Source organism: Pseudarthrobacter sp. NPDC092419, assembly GCF_044755045.1.
GTDB lineage: Bacteria > Actinomycetota > Actinomycetes > Actinomycetales > Micrococcaceae > Arthrobacter.
In genome coordinates this window covers 458,423-477,398 of the sequence record NZ_JBIVQF010000002.1, presented here as the reverse complement: position 1 = coordinate 477,398, position 18,976 = coordinate 458,423, and the positions used below count along the sequence as shown (strand labels likewise).

Annotated in this window: 12 protein-coding genes and 2 tRNA genes; 10 read left to right on the top strand and 4 right to left on the bottom strand. The window is 66.3% G+C overall.

From position 1 onward, the window contains the following. Positions 1-2: 2 nt before the first annotated feature. Positions 3-986: an NAD(P)H-quinone oxidoreductase gene (locus ACIQC0_RS05625; RefSeq protein WP_377216715.1), complete on the bottom strand. Its 984-nt coding sequence runs from the start codon at positions 984-986 to the stop codon at positions 3-5. Between the two features lie 110 nt (positions 987-1,096). On the opposite strand from ACIQC0_RS05625, the gene ACIQC0_RS05620 reads away from it, so the two are divergent. The 3 genes from ACIQC0_RS05620 to ACIQC0_RS05610 all read left to right on the top strand — a co-directional run bounded on the left by ACIQC0_RS05620 (position 1,097) and on the right by ACIQC0_RS05610 (position 4,625). Next, positions 1,097-1,184 (top strand) — tRNA-Ser (locus ACIQC0_RS05620). Positions 1,185-1,265: 81 nt separating this feature from the next. Next, complete coding sequence (locus tag ACIQC0_RS05615; protein WP_377216714.1) at positions 1,266-1,985, top strand: VOC family protein; 720 nt, start codon at positions 1,266-1,268, stop codon at positions 1,983-1,985. A gap of 84 nt (positions 1,986-2,069) precedes the next feature. Next, entirely contained in the window at positions 2,070-4,625 is a 2,556-nt protein-coding gene (locus ACIQC0_RS05610; RefSeq protein ID WP_400533222.1) for an ExeM/NucH family extracellular endonuclease, read from the top strand. 61 nt (positions 4,626-4,686) lie between these two features. Here the strand turns inward: ACIQC0_RS05610 and ACIQC0_RS05605 are convergent, their stop codons facing one another. After that, positions 4,687-6,522, bottom strand: a complete 1,836-nt coding sequence (locus tag ACIQC0_RS05605) for an LVIVD repeat-containing protein (protein ID WP_400533220.1) — start codon at positions 6,520-6,522, stop codon at positions 4,687-4,689. A 178-nt stretch (positions 6,523-6,700) separates the two neighbouring features. Next, positions 6,701-8,674 carry an FAD/NAD(P)-binding protein gene (locus tag ACIQC0_RS05600; protein WP_400533218.1) on the bottom strand — a complete coding sequence of 658 codons (1,974 nt, stop codon included), beginning with the start codon at positions 8,672-8,674 and terminating at the stop codon, positions 6,701-6,703. Positions 8,675-8,758: 84 nt separating this feature from the next. Here ACIQC0_RS05600 and ACIQC0_RS05595 point away from each other — a divergent pair, with 84 nt between their 5' ends. The 3 genes from ACIQC0_RS05595 (at position 8,759) to ACIQC0_RS05585 (ending at position 12,961) form a co-directional block, all read left to right on the top strand. Continuing rightward, positions 8,759-10,984 carry a prolyl oligopeptidase family protein gene (locus ACIQC0_RS05595; protein ID WP_400533216.1) on the top strand — a complete coding sequence of 742 codons (2,226 nt, stop codon included), beginning with the start codon at positions 8,759-8,761 and terminating at the stop codon, positions 10,982-10,984. Between the two features lie 68 nt (positions 10,985-11,052). After that, positions 11,053-11,141 (top strand) — tRNA-Ser (locus ACIQC0_RS05590). 152 nt (positions 11,142-11,293) lie between these two features. Next, positions 11,294-12,961, top strand: a complete 1,668-nt coding sequence (locus ACIQC0_RS05585; protein WP_400533214.1) for an MFS transporter — start codon at positions 11,294-11,296, stop codon at positions 12,959-12,961. Here ACIQC0_RS05585 and ACIQC0_RS05580 read toward each other — a convergent pair. Next, positions 12,885-15,086: a RecQ family ATP-dependent DNA helicase gene (locus tag ACIQC0_RS05580; protein WP_400533212.1), complete on the bottom strand. Its 2,202-nt coding sequence runs from the start codon at positions 15,084-15,086 to the stop codon at positions 12,885-12,887. The genes ACIQC0_RS05585 and ACIQC0_RS05580 overlap by 77 nt on opposite strands. Positions 15,087-15,217: 131 nt before the next feature. On the opposite strand from ACIQC0_RS05580, the gene ACIQC0_RS05575 reads away from it, so the two are divergent. From ACIQC0_RS05575 to ACIQC0_RS05560, 4 genes are all read left to right on the top strand, one after another. Further along, positions 15,218-16,636: a phosphomannomutase/phosphoglucomutase gene (locus tag ACIQC0_RS05575; protein WP_400533210.1), complete on the top strand. Its 1,419-nt coding sequence runs from the start codon at positions 15,218-15,220 to the stop codon at positions 16,634-16,636. A 2-nt stretch (positions 16,637-16,638) separates the two neighbouring features. Then, positions 16,639-17,130: a hypothetical protein gene (locus ACIQC0_RS05570; RefSeq protein WP_400533208.1), complete on the top strand. Its 492-nt coding sequence runs from the start codon at positions 16,639-16,641 to the stop codon at positions 17,128-17,130. Between the two features lie 13 nt (positions 17,131-17,143). Further along, positions 17,144-17,599 (top strand): RrF2 family transcriptional regulator, encoded by a 456-nt coding sequence (locus ACIQC0_RS05565; RefSeq protein WP_377216705.1) that lies wholly within the window; start codon positions 17,144-17,146, stop codon positions 17,597-17,599. Positions 17,600-17,733: 134 nt separating this feature from the next. Continuing rightward, entirely contained in the window at positions 17,734-18,894 is a 1,161-nt protein-coding gene (locus ACIQC0_RS05560; RefSeq protein ID WP_400533206.1) for a globin domain-containing protein, read from the top strand. Positions 18,895-18,976: the final 82 nt, after the last annotated feature.

Below are 18,976 nucleotides of genomic sequence, written 5' to 3'. Positions count from 1 at the left end.
GGCTACATCGCCAGCAGGACCTTGCCCACGTGCTCACCGGAATCGAAGTAGCGGTGTGCTTCCTGCACCTGGTCCAGCGGGAATGTCCTTGCCACCAGTGGGCGGATGCTGCCGTCAGCGACCAGCGGCCAGACGGCTTCCCGTACAGCGTCCATAATGGCACCCTTTTCGGCCACCGGGCGGGGGCGCAGCGCGGTCGCGACGACGGCGGCCCGCTTGCGCAGCAGCATACCCAGGTCCAGTTCCCCCTTGGTGCCGCCCTGCAGGCCAATGACCACGAGCCGGCCGTAGTCCGCGAGCGCGTCGACATTCTGCGGCAGGTACTTGGCACCTACGACGTCCAGGATCACGTCGGCGCCCTTGCCGCCGTTCTGCCGGCGCAGGCTCTCCGGAAAGTCCTCTTCGGAGTAGTTGATGCCGATGTGGGCGCCGAGGAACGCGGTGGCTGTGCTGACCTTCTCGGCCGTGCCGGCGGTTGCGGCTACCCGGGCGCCCAATGCCTTGGCGAGCTGGATGGCCATGGTGCCGATGCCGCCGGTGGCACCGTGGATGAGGACCGTCTCGCCGGGCTGCAGCTGGGCTGTCATCACCAGGTTCGAATAGACGGTGGCGGCGGTTTCCGGGAGGGAAGCGGCGGTGACCAGGTCCACGCCGTCCGGCACCCGCAGGACCTGCTCCGCCGGGACGGCCACCTGCTGGGCGTACCCGCCGCCTGCAAGGAGGGCCACCACCCTGTCCCCGACGGAGAAGGGCTTTGCGACGTCCGGGCCGAAACCCGCGATACGCCCGGAAACCTCCAGGCCCGGGACCTCCGAAGCGCCGGGCGGAGGGGGGTAGAAGCCCCGGCGCTGCTGGACATCCGCACGGTTCAGGCCGGCGGCAACGACGTCGATCAGCACCTCCCCGGGACCCGGCACCGGAGCCGGCACATCGCGCAGTTGCAGCACCTCGGGTCCGCCCGGTTCCGAAATGTAGACCGCTTTCATGCACCACTCCCGTTCCTTGGCTTACTCGACGCCCGCCTGCCGGCACGTCCCGGAGATGTTCGCGGCCGTGTTTTGTGGCAGGCAATGCCCTATGAAACACTACTGGGTGAGGAAGGTTGTCCGAGCGGCCGAAGGAGCTAGTCTTGAAAACTAGTGTGCGGTAACCCCGTACCAAGAGTTCGAATCTCTTACCTTCCGCGAAAGGAACCCCGGTGCGCCAGCAGTTGGCCGCCGGGGTTCCGTCGTTTCCGGAGCCGTCTTCCTGGCCGGAACAGACCATTGAAACTGCCATGGCCGGGGCATAGGGTCGTTGCTGTTGCCACCCTTGGCTGGGAATACCAGACCGGCGACCAGGAGAAATACGGCGGATACACCACCGCCTACAAGCAGGGAAAGGCCGTTGCCGGCCTCATGCAGAAGGACGCGGAGCAGGCCGGCATGCCGGATGCGTGGTCCACCTATCTCCGTACTGACGACGCCGAGGCCACCGCGGAAGCCGTGACCGCCCACGGCGGCCAGGTGTATGTTGCACCGATGGACGTGCCGGAGCAGGGCCACATGGCCTTCTTCGGCGACGCCGGGGGCGCGGCAATCGGTGTGTGGCAGCCCCGGGAAATGGGCGGCTACGAGCTCGTGGCAGAACCGGGCACCGCCGCATGGCACGAACTGCACACCAAGGACTACGACGCTGCGGTGAAGTTCTACCAGGACGTTTTCAACTGGGACACCACCGTTATGAGCGACACCGAAGAGTTCCGCTACACCACCCTTGGAGCCGGGAACGAAGCCAAGGCAGGCATCATGGATGCCTCCGGCTACCTTTCCGACGATGTTCCGTCGCACTGGCAGGTGTACTTCAACGTGGAGAACACCGATGACTCGATCGAAAGGGCCGTGGCCCTTGGCGCCACCGTCCTTGACGGGCCCGAAGACTCTCCGTTCGGGCGCGTGGCGTCCCTGGCTGACCCTACGGGGGCAACGTTCAAGATCATCGGCTAAGGGCGTCGTCCGCCATCCACCCTGTGTTCACCCACGACTGCTTTGCTGTGCCGGACACCACTTGGCCTAGGAAAGTAAGAGCGGATGAAGACCAAATTCTGGACCCTGGCACTGGGCGCGGTTCTGTCAGCGGGGCTCACTGCAGCTCCGCTGGCAGCCGTCCCGGGAGCCACGGCGGCCGGCACCTCCCCGGTCGTGATCAACGAGGCTTATCTCAGCGGCGGCAGCGCGGGAGCGGCCTATAAAAACAAGTTCGTTGAACTGTACAACTCCTCTGACGCACCCGTTTCGCTGGACGGCTGGTCCATCCAGTACCGCTCAGCCACCGGCACGTCCACGCCTACCGGAGTGGCAGCCCTTGCCGGGACCATCCCCGCCCGGGGCTACTTCCTCATCAAGGCCAGTTCCAACAGCTCCACATCCACCGCTCCTGAGCTCCCCGCGGCCGACGTCACCGCCACGGGCTTCAACCCCTCCGGCACCACCGGCACCCTCATCCTCGCCAAGCAGTCCACCGCGCTGGGCGGCCTGGCCACCGGCTCCGTGATCGAACCGGCCGGAGTGGCGGACCTGCTGGGCTACGGCACGTCCAACACCTTCGAAACGAGGGCCGCCACCGCTCCGGCCAGCAACACCGACGTGAAGAGCCTGAATCGCAGCAACTTTGCCGACACCAACGACAACTCAGCTGACTTCGCGCTGAAGGCCGAGATCACCCCGCAGTCCGGTCCCGCCACCACACCGACGGACCCTCCCGCGGACCCGGGTGCTGCCACCACCATCGCGGAGATCCAGGGTACCGGCACCACGAGCCCGCTCGCTGGCGCCGGCGTTACGACGCGCGGCAGGGTCACCGCCGCCTTCCCCACCGGCGGCTTCGCCGGCTACTACATCCAGACCCCGGGCACAGGCGGAGACCTCACCCCGGCCAACCACGCGGCGTCGGACGGCATCTTCGTCTACTCCCCCGCCACCGTGGGTTCGGTGCAGATCGGCGACTTCGTCGAAGTAGCCGGCACCGTATCCGAGTACTACGGCATGACCCAGGTCAGCGTGGCGGACGCCGCCGGCCTCACCAAGCTCACCGACCCCGCACCGGAGGTCAAGGCCACCACCTTCAGCCTCCCCGCCGCGGAAGCCTTCCGTGAATCGCTGGAGGGCATGCTGCTGGCGCCCCAAGGCCCCATGACGGTCAGCGACAACTACTCGCTGAACCAGTACGGCGAGATCGGCCTGGCCGGAGGGACCACGCCGATGGTGCAGCCCACCGCGGTGGCACCGTACGGCTCGGCCGAATATAACGCCGTGGTGGCGGACAACGCCGCCCGCGGCATCAAGCTGGACGACGGGTCCAGCACCAACTTCCTCAAGGACGCCACCACCAAGGCTGAAGCCTTGCCGTACCTGACCACCGCTGACCCCGTCAGGGTGGGCTCACCGGTAACCTTCGCCACCAACGTGGTGCTTGGATACGCCAACAACTCCTGGAAGTTCCAGCCGCTGGCCCATCTGACAACGGCCAACCAAGATTCGGTTCAACCGGCAAGGTTTGGGACCACCCGCACCCAGACACCGGAGGCCGTGGGCGGCAACATCACATTGGCAACCTTCAACGTACTGAATTACTTCACCACCACCGGCGACACGCTCAGCGGATGTTCCTACTACCACGACCGCGAAGGAAACCCGGTGACCGTCCGCGGCGGATGCGATGCGCGTGGAGCCGCCAATGCGGAGAACCTGAAACGCCAGCAGGACAAGATTGTCAGCGCCATCAGCTCTGCCGGCGTGGACGTCGCCGCACTCATGGAGATCGAGAACTCCGCCAAATTTGGCAAAGACCGCGATGACGCACTCGCCCGGCTCGTTGCGGCGTTGGATGCCGTCCAGCCCGGAGTGTGGGATTACGTCCGGTCACCGGCGGAAAGGCCTGAACTGAGCGACGAAGACGTGATCCGGACTGCCTTTATCTACCGCAAGGCAGCGGTAGAGCCCCTCGGCGATTCCATCATCCACAACGACACCGAGGCCTTCTCCAACGCCCGGAAGCCGCTGGCGCAGGCATTCAAACCCGTAGGTGGCGCGGGCAGCACGAAGTTCATCGCGATCGCCAACCACTTCAAGTCCAAGGGATCAGCCGCGACACCGGATGACACGGACCAGGGCCAAGGCGCTTCCAACCTGGCCAGGACGGCACAAGCGAAATCGCTGCTCACATTCGCATCGTCAGTCCAAAAGGAGAAGAAAACGGACAAAGTCTTCCTGGTCGGAGATTTCAACTCGTACGCCAAGGAAGACCCCATGAACGTCCTGGCCGCCGCAGGCTACATCAACCAGAACACGAAGGCACGCAACGCAGACGGTACGGCCAAGCACTCGTATCTCTTTGGCGGCCGGGTGGGCTCCCTGGACTATGTGCTTGCTTCCCCTGCCGCTGATGCCGCCGTCACCGGCGCGGAGATCTGGAACATCAATTCCGTGGAGTCCGTCGCCCTCGAGTACAGCAGGCACAACTACAACATTGTGGACTTCTATACGGCGGGCCCCTTCAGGTCCAGCGATCACGACCCTGTGCTGGTGGGTCTCGACCTGCCGGTCGCCGCACAGCTGGCCAGGAGCGGGACGAAACCCGGACGCTGAATCAACACAGCAGGGGCAGGGTCGGCGTGGCCGACCCTGCCCCTGCTGTCGTTAATGATTCCTACGGGTTGGTGAAGATCCAGAGCCCGTTGTCCCGGTCACTGCCGAGGATATAGGTCTTGCCATCCTCGCCAATGAAGGTCTCCACTCCCCAGAAGTCGTTTCCGGCCTTGTCCAGGTAGCTGCCAACCTCCACGAGCTCGCATGTGGTGTTGTCGGCGGGGTCGCCACACTGGATCTGCACGGCGCGGAGGCCGCCGGAGTAGTAGGACAGATACGCCATGGACGGATCCTGCGGGTCCACCGCTACTTCGTGGACGCTCAGGTCACCGTACTTCAACGCGTAGGCAGGATCGTGGGCCTCCGGGATGGCGAACGTGTCCAGATCCTGCAGGGTTGCGGCGTCGAACAGATGCACGTAGCCCCAGCCATCGAATACAGAGCCGACCTCGATCTCGGCGCCGATAGTGCCGAGGGCGATGTTCTCCGGGTAGCTCCACGGTGCCTCGAGCGGGTCGATGTTGAAGAGGCGGTGGAAGGCTGCATGGGTGGTGCAGACTGCCACGACCTCATCGACGAACGCGCCCGACCCGCAGAACGGTTCCCCGCCGGCAGCGTCACCGTTGTGGTGGTTCACGAACAGGACGGAATCCCAGCCGGCAAGCACAGCCTGGTGGGCCTTCTCGCCCGGGAAGCAGGCGCCTTCAGGAGCGCTCGAGTCCCCGACCGGGCCCCGTTGGAGCACGATGATTGATTCCTCGCCCGGCTCCAGTGACTCCAAGTATCCGGGAACGCTCTCCGGCGTGGGAAGCACCGCGGAATCCGGGCAGCCGTAGCCGCCGTAAACCACAGGGCCGTTGAGCGTCAGGTCATCGAGGATGGCCGGAGCCTGCCCGCCGCCCACCATCACGGACGGGTACGTGCCCGCGTGGTCGCCGCTGGTGATCTTGAATTCATCGGTGCGGTACGGGGCGAAGTCCTCGTCCGTGGCGATGAAGAACCGGTTGTCCTTGGTGAACTCCGCCTGGTGGGCATTCCCCTCGGGAGTCAGTGACGTGCCGAGGGATTCGAGGAGTTCCGGATCGATGTCGGCGAAGTCGGTGTCCCCGAGGAACTTGGCATCAGCCGGGTTGTTCACATTCATCAGGACGTAGCCGCCGTCCCAGTAGGACGCCAGCATGATGAAGTCTCCGTCGATCTCCTTGACCACCATGTCATGGATGAAAGAGTCGGTCAGTCCGATCTTCGGCTGGTCCACTTTGAAGTCGTTGAGGTCGTACTCAGCGACGACAGTCGGGCGCTGCGGCTTGCTGATGTCGAAGATGTCCACGTCGGTGTTCTCTTCGTTGTCCGAGACCACGACGTAAGCCTTGTCTCCTGCATCCCAGGCGAACACGCTGTGGATCTGGTTGCTGTCCCGGCTGCCGGGTTCCCGGTCGCCAAAGTTCTCGGACAGCTTCTTGGGGTTGCTCGGGTTCGTCACGTCATAGAGCGATACGCCGCCCTTGCCGTTCTTTCCGCACTGTTCATTGTTGACCACCAGCACATCCCCGGTGAAGCTGGGGGTAGTGATGTTCAGAACCTGCAGGCCTTCGCCCGGCCGGCTGTCCTGGTGCGCGGGGATGAACCCGATGCGCTTGGGCTCGCTGCCCGGCGCGGGATTGGCCTGGTCCACCGTGGAGATATCCACGATATAGACACCGGCATCCGGGCTGGTCTGCCCGCCGGTCTCCGGACCGGCACAGTCCGGCTCCCCCCAGTTGGCCAGGAATGCAGTGTTTCCATCGGGTGAGACAGTGACATCGGCGATCAGGTCCGGCGTATCTGTGAGCTTGACCTTGTCCACCAGTTCGATGTTCCCGGTGGCCCCCGTTCCTTTCAGATGGCCCTCGTCCATACCGTGTTGTCCGTCCGGGTGTGCGACGGCGGCTGTCAACCCCAATGCTGACAGGGCGAGGGTACTTAGTGCTGCAAAAACAACCAATCTACTGCTTTGTGGCATGCTTGACTCCGGCTGTTAGTTACCTGTGGATTCCCCCAATGCCGCTTAGCCTAAACCCGGGTTATTCCACTGTCTAGGTAAAATTTGCCAACGTTGGAGCGCCGCGGTGCAGTATCGCGGCAGCGATTTCGTCTGCGTCGCGCAGGGTGCGCTGGCCACTTTGGTAAACCGGGCCGCCCTCCTGCAGGGCCTCCGCGGCAATAGCTGTGCCCCACTGTGAGGACGACAGCTGCAGCCCGAGCACGTACAGCCCCTCCGTCACCGACCCGTTGGCCGCCAGCGGGCGGTACGGGTGCGGGACCACATCGAGGCCGGTGGACTGCACCGGGGCCCCCTCGGCGGTCATCATCAGCCGGGGCCGGACCAGCCCGTCGGCCAGCAGCTGTTCCAGGACCGGTGAGCTGTTCGCCGAGACCCGGTTGCCCGGCGCCAGGGCTTCCACCATGGTCCGGGCCCGCACCGGGCCGCCCTCCACCCAGGGGGACGTTGCAGTGAACATCCGCTCCTTGCGGTCCACATCGAACTTGGGATCCGGGCCCACAAAGCTCACCACCCCGGCCCCCGCAAGCGCCGCCAGCTGCTCGGAGCGCAGGGCCGGCGGGCCGCTGGCCAGCCCCTCCACGAATGACTCGAACCAGCCACGCAGCCCGGCGACCCAGGAAGCGTCGGTGATGCCGCCGTCGGCCACTGCCGTCTTAAGCACGGCACGCCCATGGTGGAGTGCGCCGATGGCCATCTTGACGGGATCGTCCTCGCCGAGGGCGGAGCGGCGGGCATCGTCCAGCAGGTATTCCACCACGGCGGCGTCCTGCGCAGCGCGGGAAGGGAAAGAACGGCCCGCCAGCGGGGCGGCCAGGCCGGGCAGGTCCAGCCGGTGGCGGGGCCCGACGTGGACCGCCAGCACGCTGTCCACCGCATCCTCCCAGTTGCCTGCGCTGTGCGCGTGCGGGTGCAGTGCCTCCTCAAGCGCGGAGAGGAAGGCAGCGGAGTCGGAGACGGCGGAGGGCTGCGAGCGCACCAGCGTGGAGTAGTAGGTCCAGAGGGCGTCGCGGTGGAGCAGCGGCCAGAGGTCGTGATCGAAGCCGGGGGTGATGCCGGCCGTCCGGAAGCGTTCCAGCGCCGCCTCAGTGAGGTAGCGCAACGATACCGACGCCGGATAGTAGCCTTCCAGCGCGGCCTTGGCCCGGTACGGGGTACCTCGACGGGAAGCGGCAATGATGACGGGTTCCTGGCCGGAGGGCTCGTACCGGAGGCGGCCACCGTTGCCCACGAACTTGCCACCACGGCCCTCGGTGAGCTGGCCCATCGTGTCGAAGAAGTTCAGCCCCATGCCGCGCACCAGGACGGTTTCGCCCGCCGGGATCCGGTCCCAGTCCACGTCCGCAGGCACCGCCGGGGGCAGATAGTGCAGGCCCAGCTGCTCCGCGGCGGCCTGCAGCCCGCGCTGTTCGTGGTTCAGCCGGGACGGCACGTGCCCCAGCGCAAGCACCACCGCGTTGGTGCGCAGCGGTCCCCCGGCGGCCAGGCCGACGTCGTACGTTCCCCCGTTTGCCGGGCCTCCCTGGCCCGACGGACGCACCGACACCGCTTCTGTCTCGTGGAAGGCGACAGTGACACCGGCGGGCGCGCTGGCCACCAGTTCCTCGAGGGTGCTGCGCAGGTAGCGGCCGTAGAGGGCGCGGCTGGGGAAGTCGCTGGCGCCCAGGACGGCCAGTTCTGCTCGTTCATCGGCTGTGAGCCCGGGCACCGGGTTGCGCTGCCGGTGGATCCGCCACTGGTCGAACGTGGTGCCGGCAAGCGGGGCGGGCAGCGCGGGATCCTGTGGAATCACTGTGGGGTAGAAGGACTGCGTGTTCATGAGATACAGGCGCGATTGCTCCGGCTGCCACACATGGCCGGGGCCGGCCGGGAACGGATCCACGACGTCGATGTGGAGGCGCACCCGTGGCCCGGCAGCCGCGGCGTGCGCGAGCAGGCGCTCCAGAACGCTGGTGCCCCGCGGGCCGGCGCCAATGATGACGACCCGGGTGCTCTGCGTTATTTCCACGGCATCCAGAGTACGGGCTGAAAGCACGGTGTGGGCCCATCGCTTGACTTGCCAGCCCCGGGGGATGTTGTTTGGATGGGGCGCATGACCACCACTGCTGCTGATCCTGCGCCCGTGTCCGGCCCCGCCACCTCGCCCGAACCCACCGACGAGAACGTCTGGCTGGAGGAGATCTACGGCGAGGAACAGCTGGCCTGGGTCCGTGAGCAGAACTCCCGCACGGAGGACCTGCTGGAGGACGCGGAATACGCCGGGCTGGAAAGCAGCATCCTCGAGGTCCTCGATTCCACCGACCGCATCCCCATGGTGGGCAAGCGCGGCGACTGGTACTACAACTTCTGGAAGGACCGGGAGAACCCCAAGGGCCTGTGGCGGCGCACCACGTGGGAAAGCTACTGCTCGGACTCGCCCGAGTGGGAGGTCCTGCTCGATGTGGACGCCCTGTCGGCCGCGGAAGGCCAGGAGTGGGTTTTCCACGGCGCCACGTTCCTGCGGCCTCCCGCCGGTGAACCCTATCGACTGGCGCTCCTGGCACTCTCCCCCGACGGAGGGGACGCGAACCGGTACCGCGAGTTCGATGTCGAGGCGCGGGCGTTCGTTGACCCGGCGTCCGGCGGCTTCGACCTTCCGACGGCGAAGGGCAACGTCTCATGGCTCGATGCGGACACGCTGCTTGTCGCCTCCACCGCTGCCGGGCTTCCGGCCACGGCATCCTCTTACGCCCGGACCGCCGTAACCCTTGACCGCGGCACCAGCCTTGAGTCCGCGCCACGGCTGTTCGAGGTGCCCCAGGACCACATGATGGCCGTGGTGGCGCACGATTCCACGCCGGGCTTCGAGCGGACCTTCGCCGTTGACTGCATCGACTTCTTCAACCGAACCAACCTGGTGTGGCGGGACGCCGGGTGGGTGGCCATCGACGTTCCCACCGACGTCAACATCAGTGCGCACCGGGAGTGGCTGCTGTTCCGCCCGCAGCAGGACTGGCCGCTCAACGGGACCACCTACCCGGCCGGGTCGCTGCTGGCGGCGCCTTTCGAGGACTACCTGGCCGGGAGCCGGAACCTCGTTGTCCTGTTCGCCCCGGACGCGCACACCTCACTGCAGTCCTGGAGCTGGACCAGAAGCTTCCTGCTGCTGAACCTCCTGAAGGACGTCTCCTCGGAGATCCGGGTGCTGGATCCGTCACAGGCCGGTTCTTCCGGTTCCGCGTGGGCCGTTTCTCCCCTGGACGCCTGCCCGCCGCTGCACGATGTCAACGCCTACGCCGTGGACGACGAGGACAAGGCAGCGGCCGACGGCGGTGCGGGCGACGACTTCTGGCTGGTCGCCACCGGTTTCACCACCCCCAGCACCCTCATGCGCGGCACGCTGGAACGCAAGCACGGCGACGGCGGGGTCCCCGGCGTGGTGAGCCGGCACGCGGTGGTGAAGGCGTCGCCGTCGTACTTTGCCGACGGTGACTACGAGGTGGAGCAGCACTTCGCCGTGTCCGACGACGGCACGCGGGTGCCGTACTTCCAGATCGCCGCGCGCGGGCTGGCACTGGACGGACAGAACCCGACCCAGCTTTCCGGCTACGGCGGGTTCGAAATCTCGCGCACCCCGGCATACAGCGGGACCGTGGGCCGGGCGTGGCTGGAACGGCGCACTACCGGCCTGCCCGGCGCCGACGGCGGGACGCCGCACTCCCGCGGCGGCGTCTACGTGGTGGCGAACATCCGCGGCGGGGGCGAGTACGGACCCGCATGGCACCGCGCCGCGCTGCAGGAGAACCGGCACAAGGCGTACCAGGACTTCGCGGCCGTGGCCCGCGACCTGATCTCCCGCGGGGTGACATCGCGGGAGCGGCTGGGCTGCGTGGGCGGCTCCAACGGCGGGCTGCTGGTGGGCAACATGCTCACCCGGTATCCGGAACTGTTCGGGGCAGTCTCCTGCGGCGTGCCGCTACTGGACATGCGACGCTACACGCGGCTCTCCGCCGGCCACTCATGGATCGCGGAATACGGGGACCCGGACGTCCCCGAGCAGTGGGAGTTCATTCGCACCTTCTCGCCGTACCACCTGCTGCGTGACGGCGTGGAATACCCGGAGACGTTCATCTGGACGGCAACCTCCGACGACCGCGTCGGGCCCGTGCAGGCACGCAAGATGGCGGCCCGTATGCAGGCCATGGGCATCCCCAACGTCTGGTTCCACGAGGCCCTCGAAGGCGGCCATGCCGGGGCATCGGACAACCGGCAGGCCGCAGCGCTGCAGGCCCGCAGCCAGCATTTCCTGTGGAAGGCACTGGCCGGCGGGGGATCCTGAACCCGCGTTGGCCGTTTTGCACTGCATGGCCGGATCTGCGTATCCTTGGTGGGCTAGGAATAGCAACTGGAGACGTGCCAGAGCGGCCGAATGGACTTCACTGCTAATGAAGGGTCGGGGTTAAACTCGACCGGGGGTTCAAATCCCCCCGTCTCCGCGTTTGACCCCGGTCCACTGGACCGGGGTCTTTTGCGTTCCCGGGGTGTGCCATTCCCCTGATTCCTAACCTTGTTCGCAGATCAGAGCCCTCTGCATCCGGATAGGCGAACGAGCTTCTGACAGGAGCGTGCCGCGTGGCACCATGGTCGAATGGCATCAGGTAGCGCTGCAGCGGGCACCACCCCGACATGGAGTCCCCCGCTGGCATTGCTGGTAGCTGCCACGTTCTTCATGGAGTTCCTGGACGGCACCATCCTCACCACTGCCATCCCCAACATTGCGTCGGACTTCTCCGTCACGGCCGCCGACGTCAACATCACCATGACGGCCTACCTGCTGACGGTGGCCGTCGGCATTCCGCTGAGCGGCTGGCTGGCGGAACGCTTCGGCGCCCGGCGCATTTTCTGCCTGGCGATCGCCGTGTTCACGCTGGCCTCACTGGCGTGCGCGGTGAGCCAGGACCTGGCCGGCCTGACGCTGGCACGGATCGCCCAAGGCGCCGGCGGCGCCATGATGGTCCCGGTCGGAACGCTGGTAGTGCTGCGCGGCACACCAAAGTCCGAACTGCTCCGCGCCACTGCATTCCTGGTCTGGCCTGGACTGCTGGCTCCGGTGATCGCACCCCTGGTCGGCGGAGCGCTGACGACCTACCTTTCGTGGCACTGGATCTTCCTCATCAACCTGCCCCTGGGCCTGGCCGCGTTCATCGCGGCACTTCGGCTGGTGCCTGGCATCGCCGGAGACAAGGGCCGCCGCCTCGACTGGCCGGGCCTTTGCTTCACCACTATCGGAGTGGGTGCACTGGTGGCAGGGCTCGAGCTGGCGAGTTCCCACCCGGACCTGCCCTGGGCCGGAATCAGTGCCGCATCCGGCGTGGCCGCACTTGCCGCCGCCGTGCTCTGGATGCGGCGGGCCCGGCACCCTTTGTTCAATCTCGACGTTTTCCGTACCCGGACGTTCCGCGCCACGGCCACCGGGGGCTTCGTCTACCGGCTCACCATCAGCTCTATCCCGTTCCTTCTGCCACTGATGTTCCAGACCGGTTTCGGCTGGAGCCCCCTGCACGCGGGAATTATGGTGGCCGCGGTCTTCATCGGCAATATCGGCATCAAGCCCGCCACCACGCCGCTGATCCGCAGGTTCGGTTTCAAACCGGTATTGGTGGGAGCATCACTCGCCTCAGCAGCAACGTTCTTACTCTGCGCGCTGCTGACACCGGAGACGCCACAGGCTCTGGTTTTCGCCTTGCTGGTGTGCAGCGGCGCCTTCCGGTCCATCGGTTTTTCCGCCTACGCGTCCGTCCAGTACGCCGATGTCATCCCGGATCACCTGACCTCCGCCAATGTTGTGTCGGCGACACTGGTGCAGCTGGCCGCCGGAGCGGGCATCGCCCTGGCTGCCCTGATGATCCGGGCGTTCGACGGCGTTACCCCGATCCGCGCGGTCGGCCCGCCAGACACCGGCCACCCCCTCGCGGGACTACCCTTCGCCGCGCTGCTGGACGACTCGGCTGCCCCCTTCCGCCTTGCGTTCGTGGCCATGGCGGTCCTGATGCTCGCCAGCACCGTGGACAGCCTTCTCTTACCCAACGATGCTGGCGCGGAAGTCAGCCGGGGCGGTACACCGAACGGCAGGCGGCGCGGGACTTCCGGGGCTGACCAGCCCCGGGACACGCCCCCGGACCAGCCGGGCAACACCCCCGCGGGTGTCGCCGCGGTCGTTCCCGGCCTTAGCCCCGGCGTTAGCCAGCCTGGGCCAGAACCAGCGGCAGGACCGGCCCCGCACCTGCCTGCTGCAGGGCACGGCCGGCAACCGTAACCGTCCACCGGCTGTCAACGAGGTCGTCGATGAGCATTACCGGCTGGCCCCGAAGGGACGCGAGCGCCTGCTCCAGCTCGGGACCCACCACGATCCGGTCCCAAACTCCCGCCAGCCGGTAGGCGCTGTTTCCGCCCCGCCCTCCGGTCGGCCCGCCGTGGGCAAGCTGCAGCTCACCCAGATAGGGGATCCGGCCGATCTCCGAAATTCCCCGGGCCAGCGACCCCACTAGTTCAGGTTTGCTCCGCGACGGCACGCTCACGATCGCGGCCGGCCTGCCTGCGCCGCTCCAGCCAGGCGTGCGGCTGTCTCCGGCGCCCCATTCCCGCAGCACCTGCACGCAGGCCTGCAGCATGGCCGGATCCACTGGACGGTCCTCGGCACCAGCCGCAAACAGTGCCCGGAGTGCCCCACCCCAGCCAAGGTCTGTGAGCCGGGCAAGGATTCGCCCCTCGGACAAACCCTCCCCCGCTTTCAGTTTTCCTTTGACGGGGACTCCCAGCCGGTCCATTCCGCTCGGCCACTGCAGGCGCGGTTCCAGCACACCGCCTGCCCTGCTGAGGGTCTGGCCGGCCGCTTCGGTTGCATCGGTGGCAATCTCGCTGGGGAACCAGCGGCCTGCACAGTTATCGCACCGTCCGCATGCCCGGGCCGCTTCATCATCCAGGACCGAGGTAATGTACTCCATCCGGCAGCCAGCAGTGTCCTGGTAAATGACCATGGAGTCCTGTTCGTCGATTCGGGCCCGGGCTATTCGCCGGTACCGGTCCGCGTCGTAAACCCAAGGCTGCCCGGTGGATCTCCAGCCGCCGCCCACCCGTTCCACGGCGCCGTCCACGGAGAGTACCTTCAGCAGGAGCTCAAGCGGGGTGCGGCGAAGGTCCACCCGGGCCTCGAGCGCCACAGTGGACAGGGCAGTTCCGGCCTCACCGAGGACTTCAAGGACGGCCGCTGCCTTTTCCTCCGATGGCATGGAAGCCGTGGCAAAGTACTGCCAGATGTCCGGGTCCTCCGAGCCGGGCAGCAGCAGGACGTCCGCATTGGCTGCTCCACGGCCTGCCCTGCCTACCTGCTGGTAGTAGGCCACCGGCGAAGACGGCGCGCCCAGGTGGACCACGAACCCCAGGTCCGGCTTGTCGAAGCCCATGCCCAGCGCGGACGTAGCCACAAGTGCCTTGACCTGATTGCCTTTCAGCAGTTGCTCGGCGTTTTCCCGGTCGGCCGGATCTGTCCTTCCCGTATAGGGCAGCACCTTGTGGCCGGCCTCGGCCAGGAGCCGTGCAGTGTCCTCAGCAGCAGAGACCGTCAGTGTGTAAATGATTCCGCTCCCGGGCAGGTCCGCCAGATGCGTCAGGAGCCAACCCAGGCGCTGCCGCGAATCCGGCAACGCAAGGACTCCCAGTCGCAGGGATTCCCTGCCGAGCGAGCCGCGGATGGTGAGTACACCGGCGCCCAGCTGCTCCTCGATGTCATGTACGACGCGGGAGTTGGCGGTGGCGGTGGTGGCCAGCACTGGAATCGTGTCCGGGAGTTGCTTGATGAGGTCCGCGATACGCCGGTAATCCGGGCGAAAGTCGTGCCCCCAGTCCGAGATGCAGTGGGCCTCGTCAATCACCAGCAGTCCCGTGCGACGGATAAGTTCGGGCAGCTGGTTCTCGCGGAAGGCCGGGTTGGTCAGCCGCTCCGGTGAGACCAGCAGGACGTCCACCTCATCAGCGGCCAGCTGTTCCCGGACGGTGTCCCACTCGAGCTGGTTGGCCGAGTTGATCGCGACGGCCCGCACACCTGCCCGGGCGGCAGCGGCCACCTGGTCCCGCATCAGGGCCAGCAGGGGCGAGACGATCAGTGTCGGCCCGGCACCCCTGCGTCGCAGCAGCAGGGAGGCAACGAAATAAACCGCCGACTTGCCCCAGCCAGTACGCTGGACCACCAAAGCCCGCCGACCGCCGTCGACCAGCGCCTCGATGGCCTCAAACTGGCCGTCGTGGAAATCAGCATGCGGATGCCCTACGAGTCCCCGCAGGATCTCAAGCGCCTGCGCGTGCGTGGGCGACGAGGAGCAGATTGCCGGAGAGGAGGGTGGGGTGGAATCCGAAAGTACCGTGGCGTGCTGGTTATCGACCATTGATTCAGTATCCCAGCCACCCCCGACAGGGGGCACACCGATGGCAGCTCTGTGGAAAAACGGCGGGCCTGCCGCTTCACTGTTCCTCCACAGAGGCCCGGTTTCCGGCGCGTCCACGTAAGATAAGGCGGGTGACTAGCGAACAGACAACGACTTTTGACCTCTCGGCATCCTTCAAGGCCTACGACGTCCGGGGCATCGTGGGCGAGACCATCACCGCCGAAATCGTCGAAGCCGTGGGGGCAGCGTTCGTGGACGTCCTGCAGCTCGAAGGTCAGACCATCCTGGTGGGCGGCGACATGCGGCCGTCCTCCCCCGACTTCAGCAAGGCCTTCGCCAACGGTGCAGCAACCCGCGGCGCCAGCGTGGAACTTCTCGACCTGATCTCGACGGACGAACTGTATTTCGCCTGCGGCTTCCTCAACAGGGCCGGTGCCACCTTCACCGCCAGTCACAACCCTGCCGCCTACAACGGCATAAAGATGGCTAAAGCGGGCGCCGTGCCCATCTCCTCCGAAACGGGCCTCAGGGACATCCAGACGCTGGCCGAGCAGTACCTCAACGAGGGCACCATTCCTGCCGCTGGAACCCGGGGCCGGATCAGTGTCCGGGACATCCTGAAGGACTATGCCGAATACCTCCGCAAGCTCGTGGACCTTTCCGGTTCGCGACCCCTAAAGGTCGTGGTGGACGCGGGTAACGGCATGGCTGGCCTGACCACCCCTGCGGTGCTCGGTGATGCCCTGCTGCCAAAGCTCCCGTTCGACATCGTTCCCCTCTACTTTGAACTGGACGGGTCCTTCCCGAACCACCCGGCCAATCCGCTCGAGCCGGAAAACCTCCGCGACCTGCAGGCCGCTGTCATCGAGCATGGCGCGGATATCGGCCTGGCGTTCGACGGCGATGCCGACCGCTGCTTCGTGGTCGATGAAAAGGGCGATCCGGTGTCGCCGTCGGCCATCACCGGCATGGTGGCGCGCCGCGAAATTGCCCGCGCCAAGGCACAGGGCGAAGCGGTCCCCACGATCATCCACAACCTCCTCACCTCGCGCGCCGTCCCCGAGCTGGTAGCGCACGACGGCGGCCGCGCCGTCCGTACACGCGTGGGCCACTCCTTCATCAAGGCAGTCATGGCTGAGGAAGGCGCCGTGTTCGGCGGGGAGCATTCCGCGCACTTCTACTTCCGTGATTTCTGGAACGCGGACACCGGAATGCTGGCGGCCATGCACGTGCTCGCGGCGCTCGGCGAACAGGACGGCCCGCTGTCCGAGCTGGGTCGGGAATACGAGCCATACATCAGCTCCGGCGAAATCAACTCCGAGGTCGAAGACAAGCCCGCAGCGGTGGAGCGTGTCCGGGTGGACTTCGCAGGCGAGGACGTGACCATCGATTCCATGGACGGCAGCACGTTCACCGCGAACGACGGAAGCTACTGGTTCAACCTGCGCCCGTCCAACACCGAGCCCTTCCTTCGGCTCAACGCCGAGGCCACGGACCGCGCCACCATGGAGCGGATCCGTGACCGGGTGCTGGCACTGGTCCGGGCCTGATCATGCCTGATACCGCCGGACACAATCCCACCGGGTCCGAATCTTCGTGGCGCGACTCAGTCCCGGAAGACTCGGCCACTGACCTGGAAAACCTGCTCGGAACGGGTATCAGTGCCGCCCAGGAGCAGCTCCAGCGCAACGGCGGCTTCCTGCCCTTTGCCCTGACGGTCCAGAACGACGGCGAGGTGCGGCTGGTTGCCGTGTCCCCGGCAGACGCCGCGGAGGGCACGGACGCCGACTTCGACGCCGATGCGATGATCAGCGACCTGCAAGCCGTGCTTCGACAGAACCGGGGCGATTTCCGTGCGGCGGCGGTGGTCTGCGATGTCCAGCTTGTTGAGGACGATTCGGATGCCATCCACGTTGCGACTGAGCACAGTGACGGTTCGGTGTTCGCTGCAATACTGCCGTACGTTGCCAACACCGCGACGCGGACCCTGGAGTTTGGCGAACTCGGCGCGGACTCCAACCAGCCCGCCATCTGGGTGGACTAGACCGGCAGCTGCCATGAAAATCAACGCCTTCGCAGATGTGAGCCTTCGGGCCCTCATGGTGTTGGCCGCCGCCCCCGAAGGCACGCTGCTGACCACGCAAAATGTGGCGGATTCGGTGGCTACGCCCTACAACCATGTGAGCAAGGCGATGGCCAAGCTGCGCAGCATGGGCTTGATCGAAGTGGTGCGCGGCAGGGCCGGCGGGGCCATGCTCAGCCTTGCGGGCCGGACCGCCACCGTCGGCGCAATCCTGCGGGAACTCGACACCCGCAGCGACCCCGCTGAGTGCATGGCACCCAACGGCAACTGCCCGCTCATCAACGAATGCCGCCTCCGCGCCGCCCTCTCGCGCGCCCGGGAAGCCTTCTACAGCGAGCTCGATTCCGTCCGGATCGCCGACCTTCCCGTGTCGCGGCAGATGGCCCCCGTCTTCGAAATGATCGGCCTGCGCCCCGGCCTGGAACGCTAACGTTACGGCTGGTCCGGCACGGTTTGCATCCTCATTCTACAACCTGTAGAAATTGAGCTATAAATACTCGCATTTGGAATGCCGGTATTTGCGAAGGCCGGACGAAGGCCCCGGTCACTACCTCAGGAGTTCCCATGCTCTCGGACAAATCCCGCCCCGTCATCGAAGCAACCCTGCCCCTGGTGGGCTCCCGCATCGGGGAAATCACCCCTAAGTTCTACTCCCGCCTTTTTGCCGCCCATCCGGAACTGCTGGACGGCCTGTTCAGCCGCTCCAACCAGCGTTCGGGCAACCAGCAGCAGGCCCTCGCCGGAAGCATCGCCGCTTTCGCGAGCCACCTGGTCAACAACCCTGGCACCCTCCCCGAAACGGTACTCTCCCGGATCGCCCACAAGCACGCATCACTGGGCATCACCGAACCGCAGTACCATGTGGTCTACGAGCACCTGTTTGCAGCCATTGCCGATGACCTCGCAGAGGTGATCACCCCGGAGATCGCCGAAGCCTGGACAGAGGTCTACTGGCTCATGGCGGATGCGCTCATCAAGATCGAAAAGGGCCTCTACGCCCGCCAGGCCAACGGCAAGATGTGGGCTCCGTGGCGCGTCGCCGCCAAGACCCCCGCGGGCACCGGCGCCATGACCTTCACCCTGGAACCGGCGGACGACACCCCCATCACCGAGGCGCTTCCCGGCCAGTACGTCAGCGTCAAGGTCACGCTGCCGGACGGCATCCGCCAGGTCCGCCAATACTCCCTGTCCGACGACGCCGGCACCAGCCGCACCTTCACCACCAAGCTGGACGACGGCGGCGAGGTCTCCCCCGTGTTGCACCGTGATGTTCAGGTGGGCGACATTCTCGAGATCTCCAATCCCTATGGCGAGATCACGCTTAAGGACGGCGAAGGCCCTGTGGTCCTGGCCTCCGCCGGCATCGGCTGCACGCCCACCGCGTCGATCCTCCGCTCCCTCGCCGAGGCGGGCTCGGACCGCCAGGTCCTGGTCCTGCACGCGGAAAGCACCCTCGAAAGCTGGGCGCTGCGCGGCCAGATGACAGACGACGTCGAACGCCTGGACGGTGCCGAACTGCAGCTCTGGCTCGAGAAGCCGGTGGAAGGCGCCAAGGAGGGGTTCATGTCCCTGCGCGAAGTGGATCTTCCCGCCGACGCGTCGCTGTACCTCTGCGGCCCGCTTCCGTTCATGAAGAACATCCGCAATGAGGCCATCAACGCCGGCATCCCCGCCACGCGCATCCACTACGAGGTCTTCGGCCCGGACATCTGGCTGGCCAGCTGACTCCCTTCCACATCGATTGCTCCGCACCGGCCGTTTTCACGCCTCAAACGACCAAAGCGGAGCAATCGCTGGGTGGGTGCAC